Below are 13151 nucleotides of genomic sequence, written 5' to 3'. Positions count from 1 at the left end.
TCTAACTAAACGAAAAAGGAGCTGCCCTCAGCAGCCCCTCTCTCGCCTAATCTTACTTATACCCTTGCACCCACTCCCACGTCTTCCTGGCTCGAAGATAACACTTCGCGTTTCATAAAAAAACACGTCATAAGCGCAACAATCCCGAATCCGAATCCGATGGCGACTATATACTGGAGGGTCTCTTCAACAAATGTAGTGATCCGCAGCATCACACCTAACATCAGCCCTTTCGAGGTATCTCTTCCTTGATCCATCCTAAGACCCCCTTTAACCTTCAATGAGATTGATTTCCTTCACCCGTAATTGTCATTAAATGCTATACATCTATTGTACAGCCGCAGCCCCCCACGCTCATCAGCCGTGAGTTTTAGCCGCATCTCCGTCTAGAGATGTAGTTTGCCTGGCTATGGTATACTATCCACATACGCATGATTGAAGGAGCTATGATCGTTGAACGTGCTATTCAAGCAACAAACTGACCACCATGACATCTCCATTTATGACACAAACACCTTTTCAGGGGAAAAAGGCCGATTCCGCATCTTAGAGTTTTCCAACCAAGCCATGCAAGGTGCACTGGATATGGCACATCCAGATCGCATTCTGTTCGAGTACCCGAGAGCCATGATTCATCTCATGACGGTGAACGCCCCTTGCTTTGATCGTGTTTTCCTCATCGGTCACGGCATTGGCACCATCGCCTCCCACCTCGCTGAGAAACGTTTCACTGTGGCGGAGCTGGATGCGCACGTCGTCGAGCTCAGCAAGCGCTACTTTGGCTATAGCCAGGATAATGTACATATTGGCGACGGCAGGCAACTCTTAAGCAATGAACCTGCACACACGTACGATTATATTCTTGTCGATGCTTTTACCGAGAAGGGCACGCCCCTTTCGTTAACTTCATTAACCTTTTTTCAGTTAGCACGCGATAAGCTTGAGTCCGATGGCGCAATTCTTCTAAACGTGATGGGGAAAGGTGAGCACGACCCGTTCCTCGCCGCCATTCATACCACGCTTAGCGAAGTATTTAACCATGTTAAAGCATTCGCCCTTCCCTCTGAGGGACGCCGCGACTTGCTGAATATCATTCTAATGGGTCAAAATAAACCGATCACCAGCCACATGCGCCATATGGCGGGCTTCGTAGAAACAGAGTTAGGCTATGGGCATATTCTGATGGATGAAGTGTAATTTCCTTTTTTTATTCACCTGGGGGAGTTGTTTGCTTCCTATCGTTTATAATAAAATGTAAGAAGCAAAAAAAGTTCAATAGAAAAGGTGTCATTCATGAGCATATTAAATGTAGAACGACTTAGTCACGGATTTGGGGATCGCGCGATCTTCAACGATGTATCTTTCCGCCTGTTGAAAGGCGAGCACATCGGACTTATTGGCGCAAATGGTGAAGGGAAATCCACCTTCATGAACATCATTACCGGCAAGCTGCAGCCGGATGATGGTAAAGTGGAATGGTCCAAACGCATGCGCGTAGGTTACCTGGATCAGCACGCGGTGTTGAGCAAAGGAATGACGATGCGCGACGTGTTGAAGGGTGCCTTTCAGTATCTCTTCGACATGGAACAAGAAATGAACGATATGTATGGCCGTATGGGCGACGTTTCACCTGAAGAGCTGGAGCGCCTGCTCGAGGATGTAGGAACGATTCAAGATACGTTAACGAATCAAGATTTCTACATGATCGATGCCAAAATCGAAGAAACGGCCCGCGGTCTGGGTCTGACAGATATCGGCTTAGATAAAGATGTCAATGATTTGAGCGGTGGGCAGCGTACGAAGGTCTTGCTGGCTAAGCTTCTTTTGGAAAAGCCAGACATCCTGCTCCTCGATGAGCCTACGAACTATTTGGATGAGCAGCATATCGAATGGTTGAAGCGCTATTTGAATGAATACGAGAATGCCTTTATCCTCATCTCCCATGATATTCCGTTCTTGAACAGCGTAATCAACTTGATCTACCACATGGAAAATCAAGCCTTGAACCGTTATGTCGGCGACTATGACCATTTCCTAGAAGTGCACGAAATGAGAAAATCTCAGCTGGAATCTGCGTACAAACGCCAACAGCAGGAGATCTCAGAGCTGAAGGACTTCGTTCAACGTAACAAGGCGAGTGTCGCAACGCGTAATATGGCGATGTCTAGACAAAAGAAGCTCGACAAGATGGATGTCATTGAGCTTGCCAAAGAGAAACCGAAGCCACAATTTAACTTCAAAGAAGGACGTACGGCAGGGAAGCTCATTTTTGAAGCGACGGATCTGGTTATCGGTTACGATTCACCATTATCCCGTCCGCTTAATCTGCGCATGGAACGCGGGCAGAAGATTGCGCTTGTCGGTGCTAATGGTATCGGTAAGACGACGTTGTTGCGCAGCATTTTAGGCGAAATCCCGGCTTTAGCGGGTTCTGTGCACAAAGGTGAAAACCAACAAGTCGGCTACTTCCAACAGGAAATTAAGGAATCCAACAACAATACGTGTATTGATGAGGTTTGGAATGAGTTCCCTTCGTTGAATCAATTCGAGGTGCGCGCGGCGCTTGCTCGTTGTGGACTTACGACGAAACATATCGAAAGCAAAATCGTTGTACTCAGCGGTGGTGAAAAAGCAAAAGTTCGCTTATGCAAGCTGATTAATCGCGAAACGAACCTGCTTGTACTCGATGAGCCGACGAACCATTTGGACGTGGACGCGAAGGAAGAACTGAAGCGTGCGCTGAAAGCGTACAAAGGCAGCATCATCCTGATCTCCCATGAACCTGATTTCTATCGTGATGTTGTAACAGAAACATGGAACTGTGAGTCCTGGACGACCAAAGTATTCTAAGCTGCACACTTAAAGAGCCTATCCCATCACTTGATGATGGAGGTAGGCTCTTTGCTTTTCCACAAATCTGGACAAACCCTCTCTAAAATGATACATTATGTATCAGGCGAAATTTGAACTAAGCCACGGAAAGCGAGGAACCGTATGCTTGTTTTTCGATTCTTCTTTAAAAGCAAATTGCTGCTATCCCTGCTGATTCTTTGCTTCTTTGACGCACTATTTACCGACATTGGCCTGCAGCTAGCTTTCATCCAAGAGGCCAATCCATTGATTCGCTATCTCTACGAATGGCATATTATCGCCTACTATCTGGTGAAGCTCATTTTCCCAGTCGCTCTCATGCTGATATACCCCTACATTCGTTCAAAACTTTGGGTAAAACCTTGCCTTACCCTCACCGTCGTGATTTATGCTGCCGTCAATGTGTATCACTTCGTCTGGCTTTCTTATGGACTAACCTACGTCGCTGGTCCTGCTTAGAAGGGATTGCAGCTCATCGGAAACATATAGAGAGGCCTGCTGTTACGTCTACCGACTCACTCGGTATTCACGTGAACAACAGGCCTTTGGTCTTTTCTTATTTTCAATAACCCTCACGAATGGAGACGGTTGCGTCTTGCTGTCCCAGTATGCCGTCAATTTCATGCTGAATTCGTTTCAAAAGGGAGAACACCTCCTGTGGATCGATGCCTCTCTCCAGCTCTTTCTCCATTGCAAGGACCTGCGCTACCAGCGCGTCCGCGTAAAAATTCACAGCGATTCCTTTCAGCGTATGGATCTTTCTTTTTACCGCAACAAGCTCTCCATCGCTAATAAAAGGTGCCAGCTGATCGTGGAAATCATAATAATCCAGCTTGAATTTCTCTAGCATGTACTGGAAAATATGCAGCTTATGATCAATATTTCGCATTAACTGGTCCACACCAACACCTGGATATTGCTTTGACCAGTTCAACATGTCCCATTTCCCCAACATATCTGTCAGCTGGCGTTCCGTAATCGGCTTAATGAGCAAATCATTCATGCCCAGCTTCAGAAGCTGCATCCGATCCTGCATTAACATATTCGCGGTAAGCGCGACGATTGGCACAAGATTCAAACTTTTGCGCTGCCTCAGCTTCTGTGTAGCCTCGTAACCATCCATCTCTGGCATGTGTATGTCCATAAGAATCAGCTTAAATGTCTCTTTATCCGCCAATTCCAAGGCTTCAAGACCATTCTCAGCGATCAATGGGTGATAGCCTAGCTGCTTCAATAACTCCGAAATAACCAGTTGGTTGATTTCATTGTCTTCTACCACGAGAATGTTCCCTTTGGACGCCGCGGCCTGTTTATTCACTAAAAGTGCTTGTAGTACCGGCTCCACTGCAACGGATTGTATCCGCTCTTGAGCTAATCCTTCAATGACTATCTTCAGTTTAGCTCGGCTCACTGGTTTCACGAGCACCGCATCCGCCTGCAAAAGGTCTGGAAGTTCTGACATCTGCTCCCTGCCGTCAAGTGTCGTATAAGCAATGACCTTCGTGCGAGAACGATCGATTGGAGCCATCACACGCTCTAGCCCATCTTGATACTGGAGATCCTCCATTTGCATATCGAGGAGCACATAGTCCACGGGTGCAGCATACCAGGCATCTTCTTCCAACGTCCTCACCAAGTCTGCTGTCGTTGAAACGCTGTCGATCTGAACAGGCATAGCGCTAAGCAATTCACGGATATGCTTTGCAACAAGCGGGTTATCTTCAGCAATCCGAATACGCTGGTTCTGAACGGAGTTCATCTGCCCATCCACATCTATAGGCTTCGTCCCTGCATCTGTTCCCGCTTTCCCCAGCATTAAGTTGAAGTAGAATCGGCTGCCTTGACCTAGGGTGGATTCCACTTGCAAAATACCGCCCATCGACTGAACCAAATGTTGGCAAATAACCAACCCTAAACCTGTCCCTCCATAGCGCCGACTCATCGATGTATCCGCTTGGGAGAACGGAACGAAGAGCTTCGAGAGCTGTTCCTTGGAAATACCAATTCCCGTATCTTCCATGGCGAATGAAAGTAAGTAACCTTCATCTGTTGTAGCCTCCAGAGCAACTTTCAACCTCAAATATCCTCTTTTGGTAAACTTTATTGCATTATTCGTAAGATTAATGAGCACCTGCTCCAGACGAAACGCATCACCATTGACAAGATCAGGTAGATCCTCTGAGGTATCCAGCATAATCTCAATTCGCTTCTTTCCAAGTGAGACACTCGCCAGATCAGCTACTTTTTGGATGGATTCTTCGAGTGAGAAATCCAGCGTTTCTAGGGTCATTTTGCCTGCTTCAAGCTTCGAGAAATCAAGAATATCATTAATCGTAGCAAGCAGAACATTAGAAGATGAATCAATTTTGTTCAAATAATCCTGCTGGATGGGGGATAACTCTGTCCGTTGCAGCAGCAAGGAGAGGCCGATAATCCCGTTTAACGGTGTACGTATTTCATGACTCATCCGAGCTAAGAACTGACTTTTGGCCCTGTTGGATTGATCAGCCTCTTCCCGCTTCTTCAGATCGGTGATATCGTGGACCGTTCCCGTTACACCATCAATCTCCTCATCCCCATCCATATAAAGAGGGGACAACGTGACATTATACGCATGTTCCGAACCATCCGGATGCAGCAGCTGTATGCCGAATTGTTGCGTTTTCCGCTTCAGAATGGTTTGCTCGAATTTCATTTCCCACTTCTCCGGGTCATCCATCTGCACGACTTCCGTCAGCAGCTTTCCTTTTACTTGGTCCGATTCCAACTCATAGGTAATATACATCTTACTATTCGATGAAGCTATTGTTCCATCGAGTCGAAAACGGAAGATAAAATCCTCTGAATTTTCTACTAATGTTCGATATTGCTCATCCCGCACTCTTGCTTTAACTAAGGCAGCTCGATGCTCCGTAACATCGCAAGCCGAGCCAATCAGTTCTGTCACATAACTATTTTTATAAATCGGTTGTAAGCTGACTAAGATCGTAAAGCCGTTATAATCATACTCATAATTCACACGTTCGCCCTGCCAGGCCCGTTCATAATAACCTTTGATTTGGGCCTGAAAAGCTGAAGTGAATACTTTCACATCATCTATCTTTTTGCCAATGAATTGATGTGGATACAGACCTAACATTTGCAGCAGCTGTCCTTCAATCACAATGAAAACGTATTCATCCCGATGTTTATGCAGCTTAAATGTGAAACCTGGCTGAAACCGAAGCATATCAATCAACTCTTCTTCGACTTGTCGAAGCTGCTGCTTATATTCCCGATTTCGTAATAAATATCGCAAGAAGCACGCAATTACGAAGACACACATCAACTGGTAAGTGATATATTTCCAGATCGTATCGGGCGACGTCCCATACACCATCCACACCAACGTATAGTAGAGGACAAAAAAGAATGTGGAAGCCGACATCCATTGTAACCAATAGGTTTTTATCTTGGCAAAGATTATGCTCGTTCCCGTAATCGTTGCAAGCCCAATCAGCAATAGCGGCAAAGAAATCGTTCCGTCCATAATGAATCTTCCTATCCATAAACATACAAAAGTGATAAATATTGAAAACATACCACCCATATAGGCAGATAAGAGTAAACCTACACCCCTGAAATTTAGACTAACCAGCGGTTCCAACTGAATACTATAATTCAGTAAGACAACCACCAACGCTCCGTGCGCCAATCCGATATACACTTTGGTTAACCAGGTTGGCCTCTGATCAAGCTTCATGATGAGAAAGAAGTGTTCTACAAATACGACAAAAACAGTTATTACGGAAAAATTGATAATCAAATCACGTAACAGAACAATCACCAACCCGTTTATTGACTCTAGTGAGAACCTTATCTAATCCTTCATCATTCTATCATGTCTCTTAAGCTAGTTGAAACAACATTTGTTCAATATGGCATACTTCGACAGGCTTACTATAATAATACCCTTGAACGAAGCGACAACCATACTCACGCAGCACCTGCAGCTCTTCTTCCGTTTCAACACCTTCCGCCACAACAGACAGATTCAATTGCTTCGCCATAGAAAGCATCGTACTCACAATAACAGCATTCACATGTCCATGTTGTAAATCTTTAATGAAAGATTTATCAATTTTCACTTTGTCGACGGGTAAGTCACGCAGGTAACCAAGTGAGCTATAGCCCGTTCCGAAATCATCCATCGCAATTCTCAGACCTAGCTTCTTGAGTTTCCCTAGCGCATCTGCTGCAAGTCTAGCATCTACACTTAGACTCTCTGTAATCTCTAATTCTAAGTATTTAGGATCTAAGCCAGTTTCCTCTAAAATCGTTGCAATGGTCATACTTAACCGACAATCATTAAACTGCTTGCGTGATAAATTCACCGCCACAAACATAGGAGGAAGCCCTGCATTCCGCCATTTCTGGTTTTGTTGACATGCCTCTCTCAGCACCCACTCACCAATTTCGTGAATGAGCCCGCTTTCCTCTGCAATCGAAATAAACTCCATTGGCGGGACATCGCCAAAATTAGGATGATCCCAACGAAGCAGACATTCCAACCCGACAACAACGCTCGAACTGATATCAACAACAGGTTGATAGACCAGCTTTAACTCTCGCTTGGAGATCGCTTTGCGCAGATGAACCTCAATATCCATCCTTCTCTGCAGCATTTCGCTACTGATTAGTGGAGCGCTAGGCTGTGCACAATCCACATAACCCACATGGGCAGCGGCGGGGTAGACACCTTTGACCCCATTTTGAATAGCGACCTTACATCGTTCTAAGAAGTAGGTAATGACCCCTTCGCCATTTAATCCTGCAATTAACATCTCTTTATGAAAATAATCGACCGCGCCAAAGCGCATCGCTTGGATCGTTTGAACCGAGCCTTCTGAAGTATGTGTACTTAGCATTATCACAGGAATAGGGCTATGGTCCATAATGAGCTGAAGTGCTGTAAGTCCTAGCAAATTCGGTAAGTCCATATCAATAAGGACTAGATCAGGCTTATCACGAAGCATACATGCCAATGCGGCACTGCCATGTGCTACAATTCCTGTCAGAATAAGCTGCTCATCCTGCTTCAATATGGTCGTAATGACCTCTTGAGTTTGTTCGGACACACTCACTACTAGTACTCCATACCTGCCTGTCAGACTCATTTTTTCGCCACCTTTTCAAGCCATTCTTACTTATAATCCCATTGTACTTTCCACTTATTAGGTTACTTACTTAAATCCCATGAATTTTTTAGCTCTATTTCGCTAATATTTTACTAACATTTTTTTGAAATCCCTATATGAAAACGGTTTACTCTTAAAATTCGACAGCGTATAATAGAATTATTAGCTAAATATTAGCAATATCACTCACCTCATCACTTTTTACGATATTCAAATTAGAAAACTATGCGTTAGGGGGTACTTCTAATGGACAGAGTTCTATTAATTGAGGACGATGATATTATCGGTGAGATGATCTGCATGTATCTGAAAGAGGAAGACTTTTTAGTTCTCAGGTGCCACAATGGACAGGAGGGGCTCACAGCCCTACATGATTTCCAGCCAGATCTGATTCTACTTGATCTTATTCTCCCAGACTTCGAAGGTACAGAGCTATGCAATTCCTTACGAGGGCTTACACCTGTTCCGATCATTATCATCTCCTCAAACTCTAAAGTCAGTGAGAAAATCGAAGCTTTTACCGTTGGCGCCGACGATTATTTATGCAAACCATTCAGCATGCATGAAATGAAGGCCCGCATTCAAGTTCTTTTACGCCGCTTCAAAAAGGAACTACCCGCTGAGCAGCAACCTGCTGATCCTGCCCCGATTCGCCAACGGATTACCGTTCCCGCTATGGAGCTCCAGATTAATTTAGAGAAACGAACCTTGCACGTGCGAGGCGAATCGATCGAGATGACCTTCTCTGAGTTTGAACTCATTCGATTGCTAGTTGAACACCCTGAACGGGTTTACCGCCGCGAAGACCTGATTAATGCCTTACGTGGATTCGATTCTTACATAAACGAGCGGGCGATTGATGTACATATTACGAATTTGCGCAGGAAAATTGAGATCAATCCCAAAGAGCCAAAATATATTAAGACCGTATGGGGCGTAGGCTATAAATTTGTCATCTAAGCGACTTACATATTGACCTGATCCTGGATTGGATTCGGTCTTATTTTTTTGTTCTTTTTACTGTAAAATCGCAAACACTTTCAACTATTTACTAGTTAGCCTTGGGAGAGGGGACATGAAAATGAAAGTTCAACAAGTTGTTGCTGGTGTTTATAGGTTACCACTTGGGACCGTCAATGCTTACTTGATCCAAGCAGAAGACGGTCTTATTCTGATTGACACGGGAACGCCAGGAAGTGCACCTAAGATCTTGGAGGGTATCCAAGCCATCGGCTGCAAGCCTTCTGACTTGAAGACCATTCTCCTTACACATGGCCATCCTGACCATGTAGGGGGTACCGCTGAACTGAAGCGCGCGGTTCCGCATGTGAAGGTCTATATCAGCGAAGTGGATGCGCCGATCGTGGAGAAAGGGCACCCGCAGCGTCCGCTGACGGCCACGCCTGGACTGATGAATAAACTGTTGTTCCGTTTATTCATCAAAGAAACGCCGATAGAAACCTTTGCTATCGACGGTTATTTGAAAGCGAATGCCACGCTGGATTTCGCTGCTGGTCTACACACGATCGCTGCTCCCGCGCACAGCGCAGGGCAAATCGCCTTGCTGCTGCCGAAGCACGGCGGCGTGATGTTTGCCGCGGATGCAGCGGCAAATATGATGGGCCTTGGCTGGAGCATCGGCCACGAGAACTTCTCGCAAGCGAGGCAGGACTTGATCCGCCTGGGGAAGGCGGAGTTCAATGCCGCTTGCTTCGGGCATGGCAAGCCTTTGCTTGCTGGGGCTTCGCAAGCGTTTCGAGCCAAGTGGGCGTAGGGTCGCCGCTGGTGCGCCTGAGTTAGTCGATTAATTCGACTAACTACTCTGTTTTCGCCGCCGGCGCGCACGAGTTAGTCGATTATTTCGACTAACTACTCTGCTTTCGCCGCTGGCGCGCCCCAGTTAGTCGATTATTTCGACTAACTACTCTGCTTTCGCCGCTGGTGCGCCCCAGTTACTCGATGATTTCGACTAACTACTCTGCGTTCGCTTCCGGCGCGCCTATTAGTCCGATTTTGCCGAACTAATCCTACTGCGCGCGTCCATTCATCCTAATTAGTCCGAAATAGCCCAACTAAATCGCTCCAAACACCCCTTACACGAGGAAAATGCCGAAATAGTTCGGTAGAATCGGACTATTGGACTTGTATCACAAAAAATCCTCGATTTAGTTCGGCAGAATCGAACTAAACGAGGATTTCACAAAACTGAAGTAGACACATCTACTCTTCAGGACGACCTGCTTGCTTACTTGCTCGCTCACTCACGTACTCACTCATCCTTCTTCTTCACCCTAATCGAAGCCAATGTCTCCCCTTCGACAAGAATATGTCTTCTCGATTTGGACAATCCGATCCGCTGTGAGGTGTAAATCCCTGAGTGACCGGAGAACAGATAGCTCACGAGGCAAGCCATGAACATGTAGAGGATTCCTTCGGAGCCAAACAGCTCTACGCCCATGATGAAGCAGGCCAACGGTGTGTTGGTGGCGCCGCTGAAAACCGCAATGAGTCCGAGCGCAGCCAAGAATGGCGCAGAAAGCCCCAAAAGATCAGCAAGCGAATTCCCCAGCGTAGCACCAATAACAAACAGCGGGGTTACTTCCCCGCCGAGATAACCAGCACCGAGCGTGAGCGCGGTGAATACTGTCTTCCACAAGAAGGCAAAGTGAGCGACTGGCGCTTCAAAAGCTTGCTGCAGCAATGGGATGCCCAGTCCCAGATAGTCCCTCGTTTTGAATACCGCAACAAGCGCAATAATCACAATTCCGCCGACAAATGCTCGCAGCACCGGGTTCGCGAATAACCGCGTATAGAGCCTTTTCATCCCATGGGTAAGCTCGCTAAATAGGATACTGGCTCCACCAAATAACATCGAAGCAATCACTACCTTGAGAACAACCCCGACAGATAACAACGGGACCGCCCCCATTGCATAATGAATATGATGAATCCCCCATGCCATGGTCACCTGATGTGCTACCAGACTAGCAATGAAACAAGGAATCAGTGCTTGGTATCTCATCATCCCGATAGCAGCCACTTCCAAAGCAAAGATGGTACCTGCGAGCGGCGTCCCAAAAACAGAGCCAAACCCACTGCTGATACCGCACATGAGCAGGATTTTCCGATCCGTCTCATCTACTCGGAAGATGCGCCCTATCCATTCAGCTAAGCTTCCCCCCATTTGAACAGCCGTCCCTTCACGACCCGCTGATCCCCCAAAGAGATGCGTGACAAGGGTCCCGACGAGCACCAAAGGCGCCATGCGCAGAGGAATCCTCTCCTTGGCCTCATGAAGCTGTTCGAGGATCAAGTTATTCCCTTTCCCTGCATTTTTACCGATTTTCAAATAGAGATAGGCCATGAATGCCCCGCCTGCAGGCAAAAGAAATAGCAACCTCGGATAGGCAATTCTACGCTCCGTAACCAAGTCTAGACTGACGAGGAAAAGCGCTGAAGCTGACCCCGTTACGATGCCAACGATGCTGCCATACCAAATCCATTTTACGAATGAAGCTAGTAAGGCAACATGCATGTATTTAGCCACAAAATCTATCACTTTGGGACGATTTTTCAAAGTAATTCTCACCTCTCGTGGAAAGGCCTCGTGTTACAGTGTTCCGACTCGATCCATAAGAAGCTTGCTCTCCGCGTTCAAGCCAATGATCGTTACGGTTTTATTGATTTGCTCGTATCTTTGTATGGTTTTGGCAATCGCCGTCACCGCTGAATGGTCCCAAACATGAGACGAGGCGAAATCAATAATGATCTCTTCCGGATCATTTTTATAATCAAAAAGCTCAACAAAATGCGCCATCGTACCGAAGAATAGCTGTCCCTTTATACGATACACCTTAGCGCCATTCTTCTCAATTGTTGATTGTGCCTTAATTTTCGCTGACCGCCACCCGTAGACCAATGCACTCAAAATCACACCCGATACAACGCCAATCGCTAAGTCAGATGTTGCCAAAACAGCAGCCACCGTCACGATCATGATTAACGCATCACTCCGAGGAATTTTCGCGAGCGTTCGTAACGAGTTCCAATCGAAGGTACCGATCGACACCATGAACATGACGCCAACAAGTGCGCCCATCGGAATTTGCTTCACGACATCGCCGAGAACGAGAATAAGGAATAGCAGGAATACCCCAGATACGAACGTAGATAACCGCGCTCTACCGCCGGATTTCACATTAATCACGGTTTGCCCGATCATCGCGCAGCCTGCCATCCCGCCAAATAACCCGGAGACCACATTCGCAATACCTTGACCTTTTACCTCTTTATTTTTATCGCTTTTCGTATCCGTCATCTCATCAACAATCGTCGCCGTCATCAAAGATTCCGTCATACCCACGACAGCTAGCGCTAAAGAGAACGGCAACATGCGCCAGATAATCTCTAGAGAGAAATCAATTTGTGGCACATGGAAAAATGGCAGCTCTTGCGTAATTTTGCCCATATCCCCAACCGTACGAAGATCCAAATGCAGACTCATTGAGATTATCGTCATCACAATAATGGCTACGAGCGGTGAAGGAACAACCTGTGTGAATCTCGGCAGTATATAGATAATCACAAGCGTACCTGCAATCATCAGCGGCATTTGCCAATTCGCTCCTTCAAAACTTGGAAACTGCGCCATAAAAATAATAATGGCCAGCGCATTCACGAATCCTGTCATCACCGAATGAGGGATAAAGGTAATGAATCGCCCAAATTTCAATGCCCCCATCACATACTGGAGGACGCCAGTTAGTATCGTCGCGGCAAATAAATACTCAATCCCGTATTTCGCTACCACAGGTCCCATTAACGAAGCCATAGCCCCTGTAGCCGCGGAAATCATACCCCTGCGCCCGCCTACGATGGAAATCGTAACTGCAATACAAAAGGATGCATACAACCCTACCATCGGATCTACACCCGCCAAAATTGAAAAGGCGATCGCCTCTGGAATCAGCGCTAAAGCCACTGTTATGCCCGCGAGTACATCCTTACGGACGTTGGATAGCCACGCCATTTTAAACTTTTGAACCAACAACCTATCTCCACTCCTTTTTTTGTGTTTCTTGACCTTTCAGTCTCAGAAAAGTC

10 protein-coding genes are annotated in these 13151 nt (G+C 46.3%); 5 read left to right on the top strand and 5 right to left on the bottom strand.

The features are described 5' to 3' along the window. Positions 1-56: 56 nt before the first annotated feature. Positions 57-257 carry a hypothetical protein gene (locus AC58QT_RS27025; RefSeq protein ID WP_497411718.1) on the bottom strand — a complete coding sequence of 67 codons (201 nt, stop codon included), beginning with the start codon at positions 255-257 and terminating at the stop codon, positions 57-59. Between the two features lie 196 nt (positions 258-453). Between AC58QT_RS27025 and AC58QT_RS27020 the strand changes: the two genes are divergently transcribed. From AC58QT_RS27020 to AC58QT_RS27010, 3 genes are all read left to right on the top strand, one after another. Continuing rightward, the gene (locus AC58QT_RS27020; RefSeq protein WP_497411717.1) at positions 454-1197 is read left to right on the top strand and encodes a spermidine synthase; all 744 of its coding nucleotides are present in this window, start codon (positions 454-456) and stop codon (positions 1195-1197) included. A 96-nt stretch (positions 1198-1293) separates the two neighbouring features. Continuing rightward, positions 1294-2850, top strand: a complete 1557-nt coding sequence (locus AC58QT_RS27015; protein ID WP_497288428.1) for an ABC-F family ATP-binding cassette domain-containing protein — start codon at positions 1294-1296, stop codon at positions 2848-2850. A 144-nt stretch (positions 2851-2994) separates the two neighbouring features. After that, on the top strand, positions 2995-3330 hold the full coding sequence (locus AC58QT_RS27010; RefSeq protein ID WP_497411716.1) for a DUF5658 family protein: 336 nt from the start codon (positions 2995-2997) through the stop codon (positions 3328-3330). 103 nt (positions 3331-3433) lie between these two features. Here AC58QT_RS27010 and AC58QT_RS27005 read toward each other — a convergent pair whose 3' ends face one another. Together AC58QT_RS27005 and AC58QT_RS27000 are read right to left on the bottom strand one after the other, a co-directional pair. After that, on the bottom strand, positions 3434-6400 hold the full coding sequence (locus AC58QT_RS27005) for a hybrid sensor histidine kinase/response regulator (protein WP_497411715.1): 2967 nt from the start codon (positions 6398-6400) through the stop codon (positions 3434-3436). Positions 6401-6758: 358 nt separating this feature from the next. After that, positions 6759-8027, bottom strand: coding sequence for an EAL domain-containing protein (locus tag AC58QT_RS27000; protein WP_497411714.1), 1269 nt, complete (start codon positions 8025-8027; stop codon positions 6759-6761). 267 nt (positions 8028-8294) lie between these two features. Here AC58QT_RS27000 and AC58QT_RS26995 point away from each other — a divergent pair, with 267 nt between their 5' ends. Both AC58QT_RS26995 and AC58QT_RS26990 read left to right on the top strand, forming a co-directional pair. Next, a complete protein-coding gene (locus AC58QT_RS26995) occupies positions 8295-9008 on the top strand; it encodes a response regulator transcription factor (protein WP_310502226.1) in 714 nt (237 codons plus the stop codon). A 115-nt stretch (positions 9009-9123) separates the two neighbouring features. Beyond that, positions 9124-9822, top strand: a complete 699-nt coding sequence (locus AC58QT_RS26990; protein WP_497411713.1) for an MBL fold metallo-hydrolase — start codon at positions 9124-9126, stop codon at positions 9820-9822. A gap of 495 nt (positions 9823-10317) precedes the next feature. Here the strand turns inward: AC58QT_RS26990 and AC58QT_RS26985 are convergent, their stop codons facing one another. Both AC58QT_RS26985 and AC58QT_RS26980 read right to left on the bottom strand, forming a co-directional pair. Beyond that, positions 10318-11583 (bottom strand): voltage-gated chloride channel family protein, encoded by a 1266-nt coding sequence (locus tag AC58QT_RS26985; protein WP_497411768.1) that lies wholly within the window; start codon positions 11581-11583, stop codon positions 10318-10320. 75 nt (positions 11584-11658) lie between these two features. Continuing rightward, on the bottom strand, positions 11659-13095 hold the full coding sequence (locus tag AC58QT_RS26980) for a SulP family inorganic anion transporter (protein ID WP_497411767.1): 1437 nt from the start codon (positions 13093-13095) through the stop codon (positions 11659-11661). Between the last annotated feature and the right edge of the window lie 56 nt (positions 13096-13151).

This window comes from Paenibacillus sp. J31R109 (genome assembly GCF_059692055.1).
The sequence above is the reverse complement of the archived record's forward strand: the minus strand, read 5'-3'. Positions and strand labels throughout refer to the sequence as shown.

Bases quoted from the DNA above. Each gene is read 5' to 3' on its own strand.
- AC58QT_RS27025 (WP_497411718.1), bottom strand. From the start codon at position 257: ATGGATCAAGGAAGAGATACCTCGAAAGGGCTGATGTTAGGTGTGATG.
- AC58QT_RS27015 (WP_497288428.1), top strand. From the start codon at position 1,294: ATGAGCATATTAAATGTAGAACGACTTAGTCACGGATTTGGGGATCGC.
- AC58QT_RS27010 (WP_497411716.1), top strand. From the start codon at position 2,995: ATGCTTGTTTTTCGATTCTTCTTTAAAAGCAAATTGCTGCTATCCCTG.
- AC58QT_RS27005 (WP_497411715.1), bottom strand. From the start codon at position 6,400: ATGGACGGAACGATTTCTTTGCCGCTATTGCTGATTGGGCTTGCAACG.
- AC58QT_RS27000 (WP_497411714.1), bottom strand. From the start codon at position 8,027: ATGAGTCTGACAGGCAGGTATGGAGTACTAGTAGTGAGTGTGTCCGAA.
- AC58QT_RS26995 (WP_310502226.1), top strand. From the start codon at position 8,295: ATGGACAGAGTTCTATTAATTGAGGACGATGATATTATCGGTGAGATG.
- AC58QT_RS26990 (WP_497411713.1), top strand. From the start codon at position 9,124: ATGAAAATGAAAGTTCAACAAGTTGTTGCTGGTGTTTATAGGTTACCA.
- AC58QT_RS26985 (WP_497411768.1), bottom strand. From the start codon at position 11,583: ATGCATGTTGCCTTACTAGCTTCATTCGTAAAATGGATTTGGTATGGC.